This window comes from Enterococcus pallens ATCC BAA-351 (assembly GCF_000407485.1).
Lineage (GTDB): Bacteria > Bacillota > Bacilli > Lactobacillales > Enterococcaceae > Enterococcus_A > Enterococcus_A pallens.
The window spans coordinates 1,310,385-1,330,540 of record NZ_ASWD01000001.1 but is presented as its reverse complement, the minus strand read 5'-3'; the positions used below and the strand labels follow the sequence as shown (position 1 = coordinate 1,330,540).

Below are 20,156 nucleotides of genomic sequence, written 5' to 3'. Positions count from 1 at the left end.
CAATAGGAGGACGATTTTTATGGCATTGATGCTCTTTATTACCATCATTTTCAATTTATTTGCTTTACTGCTAATCATAATTCGGCCAAAAATTTTCCAAACAAAACTTTTTAGACCAATGATTTACAATTTCAAGCTGTCTGTGATTCCTATATTCATTTTACTAGGAACACTAGCACTGCAATTATTTTTTGGTTGGCTATCAGCAGTGACTTCCTTTGAACTGCTGGGAGTAATCAGCAGCTTGATCTTAATTATCGGCTTGCTTGTTTGGTTAATCTTTTTGCCTAATGCTGGATATTTAGTAACAGAACTAAACTTAACCCATCGTGAAATGGATAAGATTGAGGTGCCCATCTGGTATGATATTATTGCTGTGCTTAGTCTAGCTATTTCCGGAGTGTTGAATACAGCTTTGAATATTGTCTTGCTGCAATTCACTTTTATTATCTATTTAGACCCCGATACTATTACTAGCATTAACACGCCACTATTCTGGGTGTTGACTTGGTTAGTTTTCCCTGTATTAAGCTTTGGGATTTATTTAGGTCGTTATATTCGTTTTTATACGTGGGATTTATTTCATCCAATTCAATTTATGCAAAAGTTATTGAAACATTTTCGTGAGAAAAATCATCGTCGAGATGCTATATTGTTCACCTTATTATATGGAATATTCTTTGCTCTATTTTATGCGGTTACTTTTTTGAATCCCTTATGGCAAATGGTGCGCTAAAAACGTCAATCACTACCGCCTAATGGCTATTGATTAACGTTTTACTTATTTATTTGCTTCTTTTCGTTTTTGCCAGCTCTGGATCAGTAGAGTTATACACAAAATTTCGATCAGCTGCATCAAAGGAACACCTGCTCCGGTATAGAAAGACATAAAAATTCCTTTTCCGCCAGGTGCCCAAGTGGCAAACCAAGACACTCCAAAAAGGTACAGCAGATACGTTAAGCCTAAACCAGTAATGATAAGCAAGAAAGTATACAAATTCTTGCGTTCATTTTTATTCTTCGTTTTGACAAATGCTTTTATTGAAATAAGGTAGACTATCAATGAAATAACGGCTAGCATGGGTGAAACTATTTTGTAAGCCTTAATGATAATATTTCCAGCTAAAACATACGATTTCGTTCTTTCGTATTCAAAGCTGGTTTGCACGGATGCCATGGCTAATGGCTGAACATTTAACAGGTTTAGAATATCAATAGCTGGTGATCCGGGAATAAAAATAGAACCACCGTAGCTTGTATTATAGCTTGTATACATGGTAGTTTCACGAATTCCAGTTGCTGTATAAATCAATACTTTAGGAATATCCGCTATATGTTTCCCATTGCTTTGCTTCGAAATAAAGATGGTTTTCTTTTTTTCGAATTTCCCTTCATCAAAAGCAGTCTGTAATTCTTGACTAATCTTTTTGAAGACTCGTTCATTTTCGGCACCAGATTTATACAAGCCACCTCGTTTAAACGCATCTCTTAAGCCCCAAATAGTCATATCTCCAGGAACTTCGTCACTTTTTAACGGCCAAGTATCAGGCCAAAAAGATTCTTCCTGCATCCAATGAATCTCATCTCGATATTCTGCTAGGGTTGGAGAAGCTTCCATGGCCTTCTCAAAGGTGTTTTTGGATACCCAGACAGCTTCATCGTTTACAATTTCAGAGCTGTCCCACTCGCTGTTGTCAATTTGAATTAAGTGCTTAGTTATTTCAGCAAAGGAAGTTTTGGTTCGATCATTTACAGTAAAAATTTGATAATGCTGAAAATTCACTTGTGAAATCCCTAACGTAACCAACAGTAAGGACAAAAAAGGCATTGTCAGCAATATTATCTGCTTCAATACACCGACAAATTTCGGTTTGTTTGCTTCTTTTAGATACTGTATTCGATCAAACAGCAGCAGCAGAATAACCGTCCCATAAAGCGGTGCGATCCAGATTGAATCTTCACGCAAATACCAAAAAAAAGGTAAGATTATGATTTGCAGCAGCAGCCATGGCAATTGTTTTTTTAGCGAGTCTCTTTTTCTTAGGTACATCCCGATAATTCCAGCCAATAACAACAAAACCGTCCCAAAAACTAAGCTATTACGATAAATTCGTAAAGAGAAATCTGAGGATAAGGTAATCGGCGAATAGATCAAAAATAAGTAACTAAAGCCCAAAATAAATTTATTCTTAATGAGGGGTTTGAAGGCAATAATTATCCCAATACCCGCTATGATGTTAAACAAAACTAAAAAAATTGGATACGGAATTCGACTAAAATGATTCGCCAACAAAAAGAAAGTATAGGAAAAGCCTTTTGACAAGGTTTCGATATCATAAGGGCCTAACCATTTACCAGCTAAAATGAACAACGCTTGATTAATTGACAAGGCGTCATCATATTCTGCTTGCATATACACCTTTACAGGGATCAAATAAGCCAAGATAATTCTAAGAATTGTTGCAGTAATTAATACCAAATAAAAAATTTTAACGCTGTTCTTTTTCATTAACTCCTCCGAGATTGTTCTAATTCACTTAGTATACAACAAAAAATGCACTAAATGTTTAATTCTCGGTAAGGAATCATCTTTTTCATAGGAACAGTTGGCTGAGCAATTGTTTTTTGCAGCCAGTAGACATCGTGCCACTGCTCAAATTTGTAGCCAATTTGTTTAAAAACCCCTACTTGCTGATAGCCCAATTTTTCATGAAATTGAATACTGTGGGTATTACCACCAGTAATACAGGCGGTTAATATCAAAATGTTTTGCTTACTTAGCTCTGTCTCCAAAGCTTGATATAATTTTTTCCCAAGCCCTTGTCCTTTAGCCTTTTCTGACAAATAAACGGTAACTTCTACACTCCAATTGTATGCGGCCCGTTCTTTGTATGCATGTGCATACGCATAACCCAAAAGTTCACCTTGCTCGCTTTCAGCAACTAAATAAGGATACTCCTTTAGTGTCGCTGTGATTCTTCGGGTAAACTCTTCAATGCTGGGAATCTCATACTCAAACGTGATTGCCGTATCAGTTACATATGGGGCATAAATAGCCAATAGAGCCGATGCATCAGCTGCTTCTGCTAAGCGAATGTTCATTTTATCTTCCTTTCCTCTACTTCAGTTTTTTTACCATGATTAGATCCGTTTGTTCATCATCACCCATCCAAAAAGAATGTGTGGTGACTTGCTGAAACCCTTGCTTTTGATAAAAACCTATCGCTGGTTCATTTTTCTCCCAAACGCCTAACCAAACGGAGGACTTACCCTTTTCTTGTGCAACAGCGATAGCTTTTTCGATTAATTGTTTTCCTAAACCTTGACCCTTAAAGGCTTTATCCACGTAGATTCGTTCGATTTCTAAGGCGTTCTCAGCAATGTCCTCTGTTTGAGCTTGCTCGACATTTACTTTTAGATAGCCTGCCAGTTGATCATCCGTGTAAATGAAAAAGAAAGCAGAATCCGGATGCTGCAGCTCGGCTGCCAATTTCGTTAATTGAAAGGCTTCAGAAACATAAGCTTCCATGTTTTCTGGCGTATTTTGTGCACTAAACGTATCATTGAATGTTTGAAGACTCAATTTTTGCAGTGCTTTTACTTCTAACTCGTTGATTGCTTTTATTTGTATTCCCACACCCGATCCCCCTTTTTTCTGCTTATCTTACCGAAACAAGTCAGAGGATTCAAGAGCTGTGAAGAAATTTCTATTTTTCTAGCCAAACATTTTCAATAAACGTTTTTCTGCGTTTGGCATTACGGGCATAATTTTCAGGATGCTTCTTATAATAATCTTGATGCTCTTCTTCTGCTAAATAAAAGGTAACAGCAGGTTCGATACTAGTAACAATCGGTTCTTTAAACTTGCCGCTATCAGCCAAAGCTTGTTTACTTTCTTCAGCAATCTGTCTTTGTTCTTCATTAAAGTAGAAAATCACTGGACGATAGTTGTCACCGCGATCTTCGAATTGGCCGAAAGCATCGGTGGGATCGGTCTGCTGCCAATATAGCTCGACTAATTCCTTGTAAGAAATTTGTTCGGGATCAAAAATAATTTCTACCGCTTCGGTATGTCCGGTTTGATGACTCTTCACTTGTTCATAAGTTGGATTTTCTACATGTCCTCCAGTGTAGCCTGAAAATACAGAGTGAATGCCTGGTAAAGCATCAAAGGGCTTAATCATGCACCAAAAGCAGCCTCCAGCGAAAATTGCACGTTCCATTATTCATTCCTCCACTTCATTTGTTTCAATTTCTGTAGCAGCTATTTACTGACGGGAATTACTGAGCCGCCCCATTTTTCTTCGATCCAAGCTTGTACTTCTTTATCTTGCAAGGCTGCAACCAGCTTTTTCACTCGCGGATCGTCTTTGTCTTTAGTCCTAGTAGCAATAATATTCACATATGGAGAATCCTTATCTTCTAGCATCAACGAGTCCTTCACTGGATTCAACCCTTTTTCGTAGGCAAAGTTAGAATTGATAGCTACTAAATCCCCCTCTTTGTTTTCATAAGCTGTCGCCAGCAGGGTAGGCTCTACATCATGCTTGAAGACTAACTTTTTAGGATTATCAGTGATATCATTAAAGGTTGCCTTATCAATCGCAACTCCCTCTTTAACCTTGATCAAGCCATTCTGTTCAAAAATTCGCAGCACTCTTCCCCATTCAGAAGCTACATTGGACACAATCACCGTTGCCCCTTCTGGAATATCAGCTACCTTTTTTATATCATGAGAATAAATACCCATCGGTTCTAAATGAATGCCTGCTACATTGGCAAAATCATAATTATTTTCGGCCTTCTGCAAGTTAAAGTAAGGAACCGTTGAGAAATAATTGGCATCAATCTCTCCTTCTGCTAAAGACTTATTAGGTAAAATGTAATCATCAAACTTTACGATCTCCAAATTGACCCCTTCTTTTTTCAGTAACGGCTTAATATGTTCCAAAATTTCAGCATGAGGGGTTGGGGAAGCCCCTACCTTTAATGTCTCCGCATCACTGCCAGATGCTTTGTTGCTGCAGCCAGCCAATAATAAAAGCCCAGTTAAAACTAAAAAGCTAACTATTTTTTTCATCCTTGTTTTCCTCCTTTTTTGTTGATGAAATGCAAAAAAAGCATTCATCCCTTGACCTGTTAATTGCTTAACAGCCCAAGGGACGAATGCTTTCGCGGTACCACCCTTATTCGTATTAGTTCTCTAATACCTCAACCGTACGTACTTAGACTTAGCTAAATAGATACGCGGCAAAATAACGGTTGCGACCGTTTAAGCTGCGTGAACAGCTTAAATGCTCCGAGCTCATCTTCACCTTAACTTTCCATTCTCCTTTTTCACCAACCGGAGTCTCTGCTAATGTTCACGTTATGATTACTCTTCTCTTCTACACGAAATATTATGTTGGATTGATGATAATATAAAATGAAGGAAATTACAAACAAAACTTGCTGATTTTTCAAATTTTTTCTTTCGAAATTAATTTATCGGCTTATTCAGCTGAAATCCAGCGATTATAATCGGCATGGTAGTGCTCAACCGTCATTATCTGCGGCATTGCCTTTTCTTGTTCCTCCACGTTCTGAGAAGTAAGTTCAATCTCTCCAGCTTTTTCTTGAAAGGTTAACCTTATCTGCTGATCCTCTGTTTACCATTCACTGGCAAAGCGTGATTCATTGTTCTTCGGTTGTGACTGGTCATTAATTTTCCAAATGACTAAAAGACATAAGATACCTGCAGCAACTATACTCCCTGTTTATTTCTTCAACAAAAGCACCCCTCCTTTTTTCTAAAGGTACCAAAAAAGCCGCGAAGAGCGACTTTTTTTGAATCTAAAGCATCACAGTCATTGCAGCGGCTGCCAAGATAAGAAGCAAGCCGATAATAGTAACAGTCATTTCTTTTTTGGTTTTCTTTTGTCCTAAGAACCAGATGCCCGTTAAGGTTGCTAAAACTACTGAAGTCTGTGACAAAATAAAACCGGTTGCTAACCCATTCATATTCGGTTGGGCAGAAATCAGATAAGTCAGCGCGGCAAAAGCAAAGAAGAAGCCTGAGAAAATATGCTTGTAAGAAACAGCTTCTTTAAAAGCAGAAGGCTCAGAATCCTTCGATGTCAGAATTGCTGAATAAACCACCGCCACGATCACCATCCCAATTGCTTGTGGGAAGAACGCGTGCATGCCATCAATATTGGTTGCTTGTGGTGCAGCGGAATAAGCCCAATAACCAATTTCACCGACCGCCAACAAGATAACTGCTGACTTCAAGAGACTGCTGTTTTCTTTGTTTTTTTCTTCCGTCCATACCGTCATCCAAGCACCAATAATGATCAAGATCAATGCTAACCCACCTAACAATTTAGCAGTTGTTCCAGGCCAGTTCCCTAATGCTAGCACACCCCAAAGTGAAGCGCCTAACAGCTGAAAGGCCGTTGTAATCGGCATTGCCCGTGATGAGCCGATGAGAGTAAAGGACTTAAAGGTAATAATTTGGGCGATCGCCCAGCCAACACCTGATAAAATAGAAAAGACTAAATCCATGCCTGTTGGAAAACTCAAGCCATTAACAAGTGCAAAAACAAAAGCGAAAATTAACGTACCAATGGTGGAGCCCAATATTTGATTTACGGGACGTCCCCCGATTTTAGATGCAATGGTGGGATAAAGTCCCCAGCCAAGCAATGGTCCAAGACCAATTAATAATGCCGTAGCATTCATAATAATTCCTCCTTAAAAATAGCAAAGCTTCGCAAATCTCTGCAACTGATCACCGATATTATTTGCGAAGCCGGACAATCATTTCTTTGTCCTAAGATTCATTTCTTTTAAAAAACAACGCCGCTTTCTAGCAAGATATTAGCATAGGGACTCATTTCCCCTGTGCGTATAAAGGCATGAACATTGTTCAATTCCTGCTTCATTTCGTTATGTGGAATGAAGGTCACTGGTGTGTCTGGCAAACGTTTTTGAATCGCCTCTAGTATGGCTGGATTTTCTGATTTGATTTCTTCAGCTAAATAAATCCGTTGGACCTCCAGTTCTTCTAGCACATTATTCAATACCTCCATGAAGCTTGGAATACCATTGTCAACGGCTAAATCGATTTTTTCAGTCATAGAGGGAACCGGCATGCCCGCATCCCCAATACTTAATTTGTCAAAATGACCCATTTGAGCGATTACTCGCGAAATATCTGAGTTGATAACTTTAGTTTTTTTCATCAATAAAACTTCCTTTCGTTAGTTCAATTCATTCTTATATGGGATTGATGGTTGGGCGCCAAAGCGTTGGACGGTTAAGGAAGATGCTTTATTTCCATACTCAATTGCTTCTTCCAAATTACTAAAATCTTTGGTTAGAATACTGCTCATTGCACCGATAAACGTATCGCCAGCAGCAGTTGTATCCACTGCTTTGACTTTGAAGGCTGGCACAATCCCACTTCGACCAGCGACATCATAAAAAGCTCCTTTACTGCCAATAGTGATGATTACTGCTTCAATGCCTAATTGGTGCAAATGCTCTGCAGCTTGTTTCATACTGGCTTCATCTGTAATGGTAAATCCAGTCAAAATTTCGGTTTCTGTTTCATTTGGAATAATCATATCAGTGACTTCCAGTAATTCTTTGGGAACTTCCTCTAAAGCCGGCGCTGGATTCAAAATCGTTTTTACCCCAGCCTTGCGAGCGATAGTAAAAGCAGCAATAGTACTGTCCATAGCGCTTTCAAACTGAGTAATCAGAAAATCACTTGCCTGAATAATTTCCACGTGCTCCTTTACATGATCTGGAGTAAAGACATTATTGGCACCAGCATGGATCATTATGCTGTTTTCCCCTTGATCATCAACAATAATGTAGGCTTGACCAGTTGCTTGATTGTCAAGAGTTGCTACTGCAGTCAAATCAATTTCCTCTTGGTTTAAAAGATCCGTCATCATTTGACCCGCATCATCATTCCCGACAGCACCAATAAAGTTGGTTTTTGCTCCGGAACGTCTAGCTGCTACCGCTTGGTTGGCTCCTTTACCTCCACCGGCTGAGAAAATTTCTTTGGTGTGCATGGTTTCACCTGGTTTTGGCATTTTCTTTACACGAATCGTCCGGTCCAAGTTAATACTGCCAATAATTGTAATCGTATTCATTTCGTTCACTCCGTTTCTTTTTTGATCCGTTTTAAGTTTTCTTTTAAAAACGTTTTACTAAAACGTTTTAAATTTCTATGACAAAAATATAGCACATCCTGAAAGCTATTTCAAGTGTGCTGTTTCATATTTTTGGTGGATTGTCTTTTAACTAAATGGACCGGCAACATTTTCTCTTCCCATTCTTTTTCTGGCTGGGCAATTCGTTCCAATAAAAGCTCCGCTGTTGTTTGCCCCAACTCAAAAACTGGTTGAGCAATCGAAGTCAGCTGCGGGGTTACGTATTCACACATGTCGATATTATCATAGCCCACGATGCTGTAGTCCTCAGGAATTTGTTTGCCTGCTTCATTTAGACCTAAATATAGACCAAAGGCAATCTCATCATTTATCGCAAATATTCCGGTAACATCTTCCACGGAGATTTGTGCTGCAGCAGCTCGACCCCCAAGTTTAGAGAGCTGGCTATTGATCACTTTGGCTGCAGGGAAAATTTCACGAAAACCTGCCAAACGTTTTTGAATATTGTCGGGAGCTTCTTTGGGCATTACCACTGCTACCTTTTGATGCCCCAGCTCAGCTAAATGCTGCGCAGCCAAACGTCCTCCTAGAAAGTCATCTGTTAATACCGCATCACTAAAACCATCTGCCTTTTTCTGATCCAATACAATAAAAGGCAAATCTTTTTTTCGTAAGGTTTCCATGATTACTTGATTGGAAATGGCGGAGCTGGCAATAATAAAACCATCTACCCCCCTTCGACTTAATTCTTCCAAATAATCTCTTTCCTTATGTTCGTCCAAATCGGCATTACAAAACATTGCGACAAAATTTTCCCGATACAGCACTTTTTCTACACCACGTAACAGCTGACCAAAGAAGGGATTCGTAATGTCTGGCACCAGCACACCAATCGTTTTACTCTTTTTTACAATCATCCGTCGTGCAAAATAATCAGGTTCATAGTTGAGCTCGATTTTTGCTTCCATTACTTTATCGATTGTTTTTCGGGTGAACTTCTCAGCGTTGCCGTTTAAAATTTGTGAAACGGTGGCAATTGAAACGCCTGCTCGTTTCGCTACGTCTTTAATGGTGATTTTTTTATTAGCCATATGTAGTCCTCGCTATCTATCATAGATTATTCACTCAAAGTGTACCTGTATCTTGGACAAATGCAAAGCTTTTTAAATAAAAAATCTGCTATTCTCCGAAGAAAACAGCAGATTCAGCTTTAGCGCACTAAACTTGCACCATTTGATTCAATGACTTCTTTATACCAATAAAAACTTTTCTTCTTGTAACGATCTAAGGTACCTGACCCGTCTTGATTACGATCAACGTAGATCATACCATAGCGTTTTTTAATTTCAGCAGTTGTAAAGCTGATCAAATCAATACACCCCCAAGAAGTGTATCCCATGATTTCCACCCCGTCTTCAAGGGCTTCTTCTACTTGTACCAAATGGTCGTTCATATAATTAATTCGGTAATCATCCTCAACCGTTTTCGTACCATCAGGTAGTGTAATCAGCTCATCCACAGCACCTAAGCCATTTTCTACAATAAAAACTGGTTTTTGGTAACGATCATATAAGCAGTTCAAGTAATAGCGCAAGCCTTCTGGATCAATTTGCCATCCCCAGTCACTAGCTTTCAAATACGGATTAGGAATACCGCCAATAATATTGCCTTCGCCTGCTTCTTTGGTGGGATCGGCCGATTCACACACACTCATGTAATAGCTAAAGGAAATAAAATCCACCGTATGTTTCAAGTCTGCTAAGTCCTGCTGTGTAATATCCAGTTCAATCTTGTTTTCCTTAAACAATCGTTTACTGTAGCTAGGATAGTAACCGCGAACCTGCACATCTGAGAAGAAAAAGTTTTCCCGCTCAGTTGCTAAAGACTTAAGTACATCCTTAGGTTCAGGCGTCAATGGGTAAACAGGTACCCCTAAAATCATGCAGCCAATTTTCGCATTTGGATCAATCGTGTGACAGGCATTGACTGCTCGAGCACTGGCAACCAATTCATGATGAATCGCTTGATAAATGTCCTGTTTTGTCAACTGTTCCTTCGGTGTATTGATCCCACCACTTAAGAATGGAACATGACTAATTGAATTGATCTCATTGAATGTAAGCCAATATTTTACTTTTCCTTTATAGCGCGTGAATACCGTTTGTGCATAGCGCTCAAAGAAGTCAATAACCTTGCGACTACGCCAGCCATCATAGGTGCGCGTTAAGTGTAAAGGCATTTCATAATGCGACAAGGTAACTAAAGGCTCAATCCCATATTTTAAGCATTCATCAAACACATCATCATAAAAAGCCAAACCAGCTTCATTAGGCTCTTGATCATCACCGTTAGGGAAGATGCGGGCCCAAGCAATTGACAACCGGAAAACTTTGAAGCCCATTTCAGCAAACAAACGGATATCTTCTTTGTAGCGATGATAAAAATCGATTCCTACTAATTTCAAATTATCTTCAGTAGGTTCTGCTGTTGGTGCTTCCCGCCAGCCTTTGCGGGTTAAATCTTGCCCGGTTAATCCTTTACCGTCTTCGTTATAAGCACCTTCACATTGATTGGCAGCGGTAGCGCCACCCCATAAAAAATCTTTAGGAAATTTACTCATATTCTGCTCCTTGCCATTTGAATTTTATACAACGTACAACACAGCTTCGTCATAATTAGCTGTCTTCATTTCATCTTTAGCCACTACATCAATAAAATGATCGGAGTTGGTCACAACAATTGGTGTGACTGTATCGTAGCCAGCTTCCTTAATGGCTGCAAAGTCTACTTTCAACAATGGCTGACCTACTGTAATCCGCTCATCAGCTGAGACCAGTGCTTCAAAATGTTGACCTGCTAATTCAACGGTATCAATCCCTACATGGATCAATAGCTCTAAGCCTGCATCACTGGTTAGGCCGATGGCATGCTTTGTCGGGAAGATTGCTGTCACCGTTCCATCAAAAGGAGCACGAATCATATCATCTGAAGGAATAATGGCTATGCCTTCACCCATCATTTTTTTCGAGAACGCTGAATCATTTACTTGCTCTAAAGGAATCACTTCTCCTTTAACAGGGGCAAATACCCTTTTAGGATCGCTGCTGCCTGTTGGCACTTCTAAAATTGTTTCATCAGCTGGCGTATCTTCTTCAATGCCAAAAATCCAGGTTAATACAAATGTTAAGATAATTGAAGCAGCAGCAACAATACAAGCATTGATAATGTTGCCAGAATTTTCACCAATAAATTGTGGTAAAGCGACCAATGACGGAACTGCAAAGGCATAAGATTCCAGACCTGTAAAGCCCATGTATACACCACAAATTGCACCAGAAATCATCGCTGCATATAAAGGTCGTTTATATTTCAGAGTAACACCATACAAAGCCGGCTCAGTAACTCCTGCCAACAAAGCAGATATCCCGGATGCTAAAGCCACTTGCTTTAAGTTTTTATCTTTGGCTTTTACTGAAACAGCTAATGCAGCCGCACCTTGAGCTAAGTTTGCCGCCAACATTGCAGGTAAAATTAAAATATCTGGTGTTGCTGGTGAAGCAATTAAGAAAATCGGTGCAAAGGCCCAGTGCATGCCTGTCATAACAATCAAAGGCATAAAAGCAGCCATCAAACCTAGGGCTAACCAACCAGCTTTTCCTTGAACCCAGACAATGGCTGCTGATAAGCCTTGTCCAGCAAAGGTTCCCAATGGGCCAACCACTACTAAAGCAATCACACCTGAAACTAAAATTACTAACAAAGGCTGAGTAAAGCTTTTCATCACGGCTGGGATAACCTTATTGAAGGCACCTTCAATGTATTTCATTAGCCAGACCATAATTAAAATTGGAATAACTGATGAACCATAAGAGGCTAAGGTAATTGGTAAACCGAACACACTTAATGGACTTCCTTCTGCAACTAATGCCGTAAAATTCGGATGCAGCATGATACCGGCGATTGTAACCGCAAGCATTGGAGTAACTTTAAATTTCTGAGCCGCTGTGTAGGCTAACATGATTGGCATAAAGTAAAATGGTGCATCACCAAAGAATGATAGAACTGCGAACGTTTGCGAGTCAGCACTTAAAACACCAATTAAAGGCAATACAATCAACAAAACCTTGATCATTCCACCACCCAGCATCGCCGGAATCAACGGTGACATGCAGCTAGAAATTACATCAACGAAACGCTCAAATAGATTACCTTTCGCTTCAGAACTCTCTTCGGCTGCTAAAGCGAAATTCCCTAATTTACTTAACTCTCGGTAATAATTAGCTACATCATTTCCCATGATGATTTGATATTGTCCACCTTTTTTCATTACACCCATCACACCAGGTATCTTCTTGACCTGATCATCGTTTACGCGACCTTCGTCTTTCAAAATTAAACGTAAACGAGTCATACAATGAGTCGCTGAACGAATATTTTCCTGTCCGCCTACCTGTTCAAAAATTTGTTTTGCTGTCGTTTTATAATCCATTTTTGTCACTCCTTTTTAGTGTAGGAAGTTTTTTCCAATCTTTAAAAATAAAAATGACCCAAAACTGCCGTCAGTAACGTTCAGCTTTAGGTCATGCTCCAGAGTTGGATAACAATCCTATTTGTCTATAAGTTTTTCGTAATCCGACGAATATGTGCTGTTAAATAAAGTAATTCAGTAGAACTTAGTTCATACTCAAATTGTTGTTGGACATAATCGCGAATCTTCAAAGCACAATCATACTCAGTAACATACTTGCGTTTCAAGGTTTCCAAGAGTTCGGCATCCTCGTCATCATAGTGCTCACCAGTCAATAACCGTTGGGCAAAGAACTTCACATGTGTGATAAAACGATAGTAGTCCAAAGAATCCTCATCAAATTCAGTATGGTAGTGCTTCTTGATAATTTCTTCAATGGCTTTCGTAATTTCAGCAATCTCATATGCCACATCGTCTTTGCGATCCAATTCCGCATTCACAAAATGAGTAGCAATGAAGGCCGCCTCGTCGATTTCAAAAACAACTCCCAAATCCTTGCGAATAATTTCCAGCGCTTTTTCTCCCACCGCATATTCATCGGCATAAAAGCGGGCAATATCCCAGCGCAGCGGATTTTTCAAGACGATTCCTTCTTGGTAGCGCTCAATCGCTGAATGAATATGGTCGGTTAAATTTACATAAATAATTTCATTCAAATTTTTGCCAAGCTTGATCTTGCCAAAATTAATAATTTTCTCCGAAACCATAATATGTTCCATTGGCACATTAATTAACAGCTCAGTGAACTTGTTTTGCGTATCCTTATCTCGCAGCAGAAAACTTTTTTCTACCTGTTCAATATCAACCGAATTGCCTTTTTTCTTACCAAAAGCAATTCCCTTCCCCATTAGCAGAACATCAACGCCTTTGCTATTGGCAGAAATTACCGTATTGTTGTTTAACACCCGTTTTATGATCATAAAATTCCCTCGCTAGCCACAAAAAAAGCCCATTTACATACACTACACTTGTGTGGTAAATAGGTCCTGCTCACATTGTGATAACATCCAACATTTTCAGTTTTCATCTTTAGCTGCTGCCTGCTTACCCGAAGTAATAACACCAACAACTTAATGAAAAGGTTATCACGTCAAAACTGAATTGTCAACAAAGATTTTTAAGAAAGGTATTCTCTATTAAAAAAGCATACTGATTAATTTGCCAGTATGCATTTTAAATTAATTTTCTTTAACTATATAAATATCACTTTCCTTCGTTTCCTTAAACCAAGTGAAGCATAAAAAGGAAATCAACAGGATAAAGCTGCCGACGATTAAAATTGGGAAAAAAACAGCAGTGGTCGTTCCTTTAAATAGAACCCCCATCACCAATTGACCCAACGGAACGGCACATTGGGCAACCGCAATAATTGTCGCCATTACTTTTCCTAGGTTTTCTTTTGGCGTGATTCTCTGAACCAAAGAAATTAAGTAAATCGAAATGGCGCTCATCATAATTCCAATAATTACACCAGCGATCATCACTGCAACAAAGCCAACACCTGCACCAGTAAGGCTAAGCAGTACATTCATGACCAATAATAGAATACCAGAAAAAGCAAAGGTCAAGTAAAAATTATTAAAGCGCAGATTTTTCGTTAAAACCGCTGCAAAAACTGCACCAATAATATTTGCTAGGCTAAACATCGACATACCAACACCATACATGATTTCATTTACCTGCAGGACCATTCGCAAAATGATTGGCAGCCCTACAATAAAGAATGACGTTAACCCAAAATTGATCAAGGCTGCAATCACAATTGCCTTGGAAATCACCGGATTATTTTTTACTTCTTTAAAACCTGCTTTTAAGTCGCCTGTTAAAATCTCGAAAAGGGTTCCGCTTTGCTCACGTTTTTGATAAGGAATTTTCAAGAAGCTTTCAATGACAGCCGCAATAATAAAGAAAATAATACTGCTGCCCACCAGCACCTGTGCACCTATCAGACCGTATAATATACCGCCGATAATCGGTGCTACAACATTAGATAGCTGTAAGATTCCATTGGACAAGCCGTTTATTTTTTCTAGTTCATGCTCTTCTACCATCAAGGGAATACTTGCGCCCACCACTGGCGTATCAAAACTGCCAACAATGGATAAAATAAACAGTAATAGCCCGATTGCCAAGACCGATTCCGTCAGGCCCATAACTAAAAATAATAATAAAGCTAAAATGGCATTGGAAATATCCATTAACACCATCAACATTTTACGGTCAAACCGATCAGCAATCGCTCCTCCAATAGGCGCAAACAATACGGGAATACTGGACACTGCCAGAATCGTTGCAAAAATGTCTGCCCTGCCTGTTGCATCCAATACAAACAATGACAAAGCAAAACGTAGAATTGCCCCTCCAAAAACAGAAATTATCTGTCCCAACATTAAATATAAAATATTCTTTCGATTACCCTTCACGATTTCTCCCACCTTTTCTTTTCTATCCCAAGTGTAAAGGATAACCTTCAGAGCTCCATCCGCCTTAAGTTGCATTCTATTTCCAACTTTTGAGGTAGAATCTAGATAAGTGCAAGCAATTTTAGAGCGACAATTAGCTGCTGATTTTCTGATTTTTTAATAGCTGCGCACATTGTAGAAACTGCTGTTGATTAGTTCCTACTAAAAACACCTTAGTTTCCCAAAAATTCGTTTATGTCTGCAGTAGGTATTTTAAGAAACAAATGATCATAAACTTTAATAGACTGGACAATAGTTCAATCTTTAGGTACCGAGACAAAAAAAACGACCAAACCCAATTATTTGGGTCGATCGCTAAATTTGTTTACACACAGTGAGCCAAAAACATTTGGATCAGCCGTTGATTTTCTTGAGTAGCTGCTGCAAAAAATTCAGGATGCCATTGTACGCCTAGCGCAAATTGATTTTCATCCAAATAAATTCCTTCTACCAATCCATCCTCAGCAATTGCCGTAACCGTCAACTTTTCACCGACATCCTTAATTCCTTGATGATGATAGCTGTTTACCATCAGGCTATCACGATCAAGAATATCAGCCAGCATCGTCCCCTCTGGAAGCTGAACCTTATGCTGTCTGCGATCATAAGGCGGCTTCATTTGATGCACTACTTCTGAAGAACGTTCCGTCGGTAAATCTTGATACAGGGTTCCACCAGCAACTACATTCAGCAATTGCGCTCCGCGACAAATGCCCAACACCGCAATATCTTCTTCAAGTGCTTTTTCCATACAATAAATTTCCATGGTGTCACGAACTTGATGGGTCTCACCGCAAACAACTAATTTTTCTGCATCGTATAATTCAGGAGAAATATCCTGTCCTCCGGTGAATAAGAAGCCTTGGCAAGTTTCTAGGAAGTAATCCAAGGTTTCAAAATTATCAGTTAAAGGTAAAATGACTGGAATTCCGCCATTCTCCTCAATTAATTCTACGTACCCTGGCAGCATCCAAAGACTTTCTTTTTGTCCATCATACAAGGGCATAATACCAATAACAGGTTTCATTGTGCACCTCCAGCTTTTTTTATCTAACTTCCATTGTAATTCATCCCCTAAAGTTTGTATAGAACCTTCCCTGTGATTTCCAAAGACCGTTCTTTTCATTTGAGAGTAGTTGTTCTATTATTAAAAGAATGATAAAAAAGATGGGAGTCTTTCTTAATGAAGGAAATCACGATTATTATTGGTTTTGCTCTACTTATTTTTCTAGTTTTATTCAGTATTGATCTTTGGTCAAAATACAAATTGAAGCAACGTATTCATGACGCTTGGGGTGAAATCCCTGATTATGACCGAAACGACCGCGAAGAAAGTTTGATTACTGCTTGGAAAATCACCAAGCAGCTGCAGGATTGGGACAGCGAAATTGATGATGCGACTTGGCATGATTTAGATATGCTGGAAATTTTTCAACAGATTAATTTGACTTATTCCAGTATCGGAGCAGAGAGCTTGTATCAGCGGCTGCGCAGCTTTAAATTTGCTCAAAATGATTTAGAGGAACTGATTAATTTTTTTGAAAATCAACCAGAGCTGCGAGAAAAAATCCAGTATCAATTCGCCCGCTTAGGCAAGTTGGACAATAATCTAATTAAAAATTACCTGCTGCAGGAGCATAGTTACAGCTCAACTGGCAGCTTTTGGTTTTATTTAATAATGGGAATGCTGCCTATAGCCGGATTATTTTGGACAGCGATAGCTCCTTCAATTGGTCTCTTAGTTTTAGTCGGCTCTCTTTGCTTCAATACTATCCTTTCAATGATCAAAAAAAATAGTTTGGAACGTGAACTGGCTAGTATGCGCTATTTAGTTAATTCTGTCTACACAGCTAAAAAGCTGCAGAAATTCTCGTTGCCGAGCCAATCCCAGCTGGCGGCATCGGTGACTGCTTTAAAAAGTATTACTAGAGTCGGCTTCGCCTTTAAAGGGCAAGGGGTTGGTGAAGCGGATGTAATTGTGGAAAGTATAATGATGTGCTTTATGATTCCCTTCATTTCCTATCATTTTGTTCAACGAAAATTACGGAATCATAAAAAAGAGGCGCTTCAATTGTGGGAAGCAATGGGAGATTTAGAGTCAGCCTTAGCTGTGTTGAATTTCCGTCTGGCAATCGGTCCTACCTGTCGGCCAGAATTTAAAGACGGCGGGATAACCGCTGAGGAGTGCTACCATCCTTTAGTTGGCGATCCTGTTCCAAATCCAGTGATGTGGCAGAAAAACACCTTAATCTCTGGCTCCAATGCTTCTGGAAAATCAACCTATGTTAAAAGCATTGCCATCAACTGTATCTTGGCTCAAACGATCCACACTGCCTTAGCCGAAAGCTTCATTATGGAGCCGGGGCATGTCTTAACTTCTATGGCTGTCGAAGATAATGTAATTGAAGGAGATAGTTATTTTATAGCCGAAATAAAATCGATCAAACGCTTGTTGAATCAGGTAGCCGATCAAGAGCGCTGCTACTGTTTTATTGATGAAATTCTACGAGGAACAAACACCGTTGAACGAATCGCAGCTTCCGCCAGCATTGTCCATTGGCTGTATAATTACAATAGTTTAGCATTTATTGCTACCCATGATATTGAACTAACAGAAATATTGAGAAATGAATGCCGTAATTTACATTTCTCAGAAAAAATTACTTCAGAAGAAGGCATTGCCTTCGATTATTTAGTTAAGGAAGGTCCCACTACGACTAGAAATGCCTTGCGTTTACTAGAAATCATGGATTATCCAGCCTCCATTACTAAGCAGGCACAAATGGAACTAGCTACCTTCGAAAAGAATCGAAGTTGGGCTATCTTCCCATTACCAGAAGGCTAATAAAAAACTTTTAAAAAGCTCTGGTTTGATCCTGATTTTTTCAAAAACTTTTTAAAGTCTTTTTGCTGCATTTGCCTTCCTTTCCTAAATTATGATCGAGCTACTATAAGTAAAAACAGATGATCCCAAAATGAATTCACGCATCTTCATTCTGGGATCATCTATTCTTTTGTTATTTATCAACTAATTCTCGAGCTGTTTTTTCATCAGTAATTAAGACATTTACTAGCTTCCCCTTAAGTGCTGCCCGAATTCCTTCGACTTTTTCTTTGCCACCAGAAACAGCAATCCGTCGCGGTATGTTTTTCAAGCGTTCTAGATCAATGGCTAGTACCCGTTTATTCCAAGAGCAGTCTGCCAATTGTCCAGAATGGTCAATGAAGTTGTAGCATATATCACCAGCAATTCGTTCTTGAGAATATTCCGAGTTGATATTTACCTGATCAGCTAAATACGCATCGGTTAAGGTAGAATAGATCGGAATTCCGCCAATCCCTACCAACGCTATTGTTGCTGCTTCACCCTCATCGAAAACATTTTTTATAAAGGATTGCTGCATGAACACTTCCTTTGCTTCTGGATTATCTACCGTAATCGGTGCATGCAGTTCAACCGCATGTCCACCGCAACGGGAAGCGAACAATTCACACACTTTGTTAGATTGAATAGTGATGTGCTCCATCCCCATACCTCCCACCAAAGGGACAAAACGGACATTTGTCATCTGACTTTGTTTGGGAAAATTGGCAGCTGCTTCATGCACAGTCGTCCCGGCTGAAACACTAATGGTATCCCATGGCTTAATTACGCGGGAAAGGTACTTTGCTGCAGTAATTCCCAATAACTTATTTTGCAATCCTCGACCGGCTGATTCAATACAAATGACTTCCTCTAACTCATAGGCTGCAGCCAGTTTTTCCTCCAAGGCATGAAAAGGACTGGCTAGGTCATCATGGATAATGATTTCAACAATCCCTTCTTCTCGGGAACGAACCAAATATTTTGAAACCAGTGATCGACTGATTTTTACTCGCTGGGCAATTTCTTCCTGCTTCAAGCCCTGTTCATAATACAACGAAGCAATTTCCACCAGCAATCGTTTATCATCTGCTAAGCTCATCTTCATTCCTCCAACATGCCACTCATTTATGTAGCGCTTTCGGTTTCTTTTCTAGTAAGTAAATACTCTGCCAGCTCATCAGTAACTGCCAAACAATTGATGATTTTGGTATCAATTGCCGTATATAGAGCTTCTTTTTTATCCTCTTCATAGCAGATCGCGCAAACCTTGTCGATCTTGCGAATAGCTGTCAAATTGATTCCGATGACATTTTCATTGATGCGACAGGATACTTCTTCTCCATTTTCATCAAAAAAACGTGAATTTACATCACCAATAACCTTAGCCTGGGCTAAGTCTTCAATATCTGACTGATTAATATAGCCGATTTCGGTCATCGTATTGCGTTTAGAAAAAGGTGTTGCCAATCCGACTAAAGCAAAATCAACTTTTTTCCCATCTTCTAGCACATCCTTCACCGTTACATTTTCAACCAAATTTTGTTTAATAACGGGACTGTCCACTAAAGCTGGTACATACAAATACTTGCAGTCTGCTCGCAGCTTGCGAGACAAATCGTGGGCAATCTGATTGGAATGGACCTCCACCTGACCAGATCCCATCCCGCCAATTAACGGAATAATCGTCGCATCTGATTGATTCACATAAGGATACTCATCAACTAAGCGTCGCAAAACCCGTCCCCAAGAGACACCAATTTTTTTTGCCTTAGCAATGTCCTTACGGAAAGTTGAGATGGCAGTCTGAATGATCAGCTTCTCAATTTCCTGCGACTGCAGGTGACTCGTATCCAGAACCGCCGCTCGTTTGATACCAAAAGCCTTTTGCAATTTTAATTCCAGCTCTACCGAATATGCACTTTGACTATTAATGTAAATGTCTATGATGCCATTATTTTTGGCATCATTTAAATATTTGGATACTAACTGTCTTGAAATACCCAACTGTTTAGCAATATCTGATTGCTTCATTTCTTCTTTGTAGTACATGGTGGCAACTCTAACTAAGTCTCGATCATCCTGAATAACCATTGATACCCCTCCTGTTAAACCGAAAAATCCCCCCTAAAATA

The 20,156-nt window shown here is 39.4% G+C and carries 18 protein-coding genes and 1 other annotated feature; of the genes, 2 read left to right on the top strand and 16 right to left on the bottom strand.

Annotated elements, in window-relative coordinates; all coding sequences use genetic code 11:
• Positions 1-19: 19 nt before the first annotated feature.
• Positions 20-736 carry a DUF1361 domain-containing protein gene (locus I588_RS06330; RefSeq protein ID WP_010758141.1) on the top strand — a complete coding sequence of 239 codons (717 nt, stop codon included), beginning with the start codon at positions 20-22 and terminating at the stop codon, positions 734-736.
• Between the two features lie 45 nt (positions 737-781).
• Here the strand turns inward: I588_RS06330 and I588_RS06325 are convergent, their stop codons facing one another.
• From I588_RS06325 to I588_RS06260, 14 genes are all read right to left on the bottom strand, one after another.
• Positions 782-2,509 (bottom strand): hypothetical protein, encoded by a 1,728-nt coding sequence (locus tag I588_RS06325; protein WP_010758140.1) that lies wholly within the window; start codon positions 2,507-2,509, stop codon positions 782-784.
• A gap of 50 nt (positions 2,510-2,559) precedes the next feature.
• The gene (locus I588_RS06320; RefSeq protein ID WP_010758139.1) at positions 2,560-3,102 is read right to left on the bottom strand and encodes a GNAT family N-acetyltransferase; all 543 of its coding nucleotides are present in this window, start codon (positions 3,100-3,102) and stop codon (positions 2,560-2,562) included.
• A 16-nt stretch (positions 3,103-3,118) separates the two neighbouring features.
• Complete coding sequence (locus tag I588_RS06315; protein ID WP_010758138.1) at positions 3,119-3,637, bottom strand: GNAT family N-acetyltransferase; 519 nt, start codon at positions 3,635-3,637, stop codon at positions 3,119-3,121.
• Positions 3,638-3,707: 70 nt separating this feature from the next.
• On the bottom strand, positions 3,708-4,223 hold the full coding sequence (gene msrA, locus I588_RS06310) for a peptide-methionine (S)-S-oxide reductase MsrA (RefSeq protein WP_010758137.1): 516 nt from the start codon (positions 4,221-4,223) through the stop codon (positions 3,708-3,710).
• A gap of 41 nt (positions 4,224-4,264) precedes the next feature.
• Entirely contained in the window at positions 4,265-5,080 is an 816-nt protein-coding gene (locus tag I588_RS06305) for a MetQ/NlpA family ABC transporter substrate-binding protein (protein WP_010758136.1), read from the bottom strand.
• A gap of 75 nt (positions 5,081-5,155) precedes the next feature.
• Positions 5,156-5,399: a binding site (T-box leader), on the bottom strand.
• Between the two features lie 433 nt (positions 5,400-5,832).
• The gene (rbsU, locus tag I588_RS06300) at positions 5,833-6,720 is read right to left on the bottom strand and encodes a ribose/proton symporter RbsU (protein ID WP_010758135.1); all 888 of its coding nucleotides are present in this window, start codon (positions 6,718-6,720) and stop codon (positions 5,833-5,835) included.
• A gap of 107 nt (positions 6,721-6,827) precedes the next feature.
• Positions 6,828-7,223, bottom strand: a complete 396-nt coding sequence (gene rbsD / locus I588_RS06295) for a D-ribose pyranase (RefSeq protein ID WP_010758134.1) — start codon at positions 7,221-7,223, stop codon at positions 6,828-6,830.
• Between the two features lie 18 nt (positions 7,224-7,241).
• Entirely contained in the window at positions 7,242-8,147 is a 906-nt protein-coding gene (gene rbsK / locus I588_RS06290) for a ribokinase (RefSeq protein WP_010758133.1), read from the bottom strand.
• A gap of 110 nt (positions 8,148-8,257) precedes the next feature.
• Entirely contained in the window at positions 8,258-9,259 is a 1,002-nt protein-coding gene (rbsR, locus tag I588_RS06285) for a ribose utilization transcriptional repressor RbsR (protein ID WP_010758132.1), read from the bottom strand.
• 119 nt (positions 9,260-9,378) lie between these two features.
• Positions 9,379-10,788, bottom strand: coding sequence for a glycoside hydrolase family 1 protein (locus tag I588_RS06280; protein ID WP_010758131.1), 1,410 nt, complete (start codon positions 10,786-10,788; stop codon positions 9,379-9,381).
• Positions 10,789-10,812: 24 nt separating this feature from the next.
• Complete coding sequence (locus tag I588_RS06275) at positions 10,813-12,657, bottom strand: beta-glucoside-specific PTS transporter subunit IIABC (protein ID WP_010758130.1); 1,845 nt, start codon at positions 12,655-12,657, stop codon at positions 10,813-10,815.
• Positions 12,658-12,782: 125 nt separating this feature from the next.
• Positions 12,783-13,616 carry a BglG family transcription antiterminator LicT gene (gene licT, locus I588_RS06270; RefSeq protein ID WP_010758129.1) on the bottom strand — a complete coding sequence of 278 codons (834 nt, stop codon included), beginning with the start codon at positions 13,614-13,616 and terminating at the stop codon, positions 12,783-12,785.
• A 258-nt stretch (positions 13,617-13,874) separates the two neighbouring features.
• A complete protein-coding gene (locus I588_RS06265; protein ID WP_034693850.1) occupies positions 13,875-15,119 on the bottom strand; it encodes an MFS transporter in 1,245 nt (414 codons plus the stop codon).
• A gap of 364 nt (positions 15,120-15,483) precedes the next feature.
• The gene (locus I588_RS06260) at positions 15,484-16,185 is read right to left on the bottom strand and encodes a gamma-glutamyl-gamma-aminobutyrate hydrolase family protein (protein WP_010758127.1); all 702 of its coding nucleotides are present in this window, start codon (positions 16,183-16,185) and stop codon (positions 15,484-15,486) included.
• 156 nt (positions 16,186-16,341) lie between these two features.
• Between I588_RS06260 and I588_RS06255 the strand changes: the two genes are divergently transcribed.
• On the top strand, positions 16,342-18,003 hold the full coding sequence (locus I588_RS06255) for a MutS-related protein (RefSeq protein WP_010758126.1): 1,662 nt from the start codon (positions 16,342-16,344) through the stop codon (positions 18,001-18,003).
• A gap of 172 nt (positions 18,004-18,175) precedes the next feature.
• Here the strand turns inward: I588_RS06255 and I588_RS06250 are convergent, their stop codons facing one another.
• Both I588_RS06250 and I588_RS06245 read right to left on the bottom strand, forming a co-directional pair.
• Positions 18,176-19,123, bottom strand: a complete 948-nt coding sequence (locus I588_RS06250) for a sugar-binding transcriptional regulator (RefSeq protein ID WP_010758125.1) — start codon at positions 19,121-19,123, stop codon at positions 18,176-18,178.
• Between the two features lie 26 nt (positions 19,124-19,149).
• Complete coding sequence (locus tag I588_RS06245) at positions 19,150-20,115, bottom strand: sugar-binding transcriptional regulator (RefSeq protein WP_010758124.1); 966 nt, start codon at positions 20,113-20,115, stop codon at positions 19,150-19,152.
• Positions 20,116-20,156: the final 41 nt, after the last annotated feature.

What these genes read in the sequence shown, in the direction of transcription:
- I588_RS06330 (WP_010758141.1), top strand. Translation starts at nt 20, where the DNA reads ATGGCATTGATGCTCTTTATTACCATCATTTTCAATTTATTTGCTTTA.
- I588_RS06325 (WP_010758140.1), bottom strand. Translation starts at nt 2,509, where the DNA reads ATGAAAAAGAACAGCGTTAAAATTTTTTATTTGGTATTAATTACTGCA.
- I588_RS06320 (WP_010758139.1), bottom strand. Translation starts at nt 3,102, where the DNA reads ATGAACATTCGCTTAGCAGAAGCAGCTGATGCATCGGCTCTATTGGCT.
- msrA (WP_010758137.1), bottom strand. Translation starts at nt 4,223, where the DNA reads ATGGAACGTGCAATTTTCGCTGGAGGCTGCTTTTGGTGCATGATTAAG.
- I588_RS06305 (WP_010758136.1), bottom strand. Translation starts at nt 5,080, where the DNA reads ATGAAAAAAATAGTTAGCTTTTTAGTTTTAACTGGGCTTTTATTATTG.
- rbsU (WP_010758135.1), bottom strand. Translation starts at nt 6,720, where the DNA reads ATGAATGCTACGGCATTATTAATTGGTCTTGGACCATTGCTTGGCTGG.
- rbsD (WP_010758134.1), bottom strand. Translation starts at nt 7,223, where the DNA reads ATGAAAAAAACTAAAGTTATCAACTCAGATATTTCGCGAGTAATCGCT.
- rbsK (WP_010758133.1), bottom strand. Translation starts at nt 8,147, where the DNA reads ATGAATACGATTACAATTATTGGCAGTATTAACTTGGACCGGACGATT.
- rbsR (WP_010758132.1), bottom strand. Translation starts at nt 9,259, where the DNA reads ATGGCTAATAAAAAAATCACCATTAAAGACGTAGCGAAACGAGCAGGC.
- I588_RS06280 (WP_010758131.1), bottom strand. Translation starts at nt 10,788, where the DNA reads ATGAGTAAATTTCCTAAAGATTTTTTATGGGGTGGCGCTACCGCTGCC.
- I588_RS06275 (WP_010758130.1), bottom strand. Translation starts at nt 12,657, where the DNA reads ATGGATTATAAAACGACAGCAAAACAAATTTTTGAACAGGTAGGCGGA.
- licT (WP_010758129.1), bottom strand. Translation starts at nt 13,616, where the DNA reads ATGATCATAAAACGGGTGTTAAACAACAATACGGTAATTTCTGCCAAT.
- I588_RS06260 (WP_010758127.1), bottom strand. Translation starts at nt 16,185, where the DNA reads ATGAAACCTGTTATTGGTATTATGCCCTTGTATGATGGACAAAAAGAA.
- I588_RS06255 (WP_010758126.1), top strand. Translation starts at nt 16,342, where the DNA reads ATGAAGGAAATCACGATTATTATTGGTTTTGCTCTACTTATTTTTCTA.
- I588_RS06250 (WP_010758125.1), bottom strand. Translation starts at nt 19,123, where the DNA reads ATGAGCTTAGCAGATGATAAACGATTGCTGGTGGAAATTGCTTCGTTG.
- I588_RS06245 (WP_010758124.1), bottom strand. Translation starts at nt 20,115, where the DNA reads ATGGTTATTCAGGATGATCGAGACTTAGTTAGAGTTGCCACCATGTAC.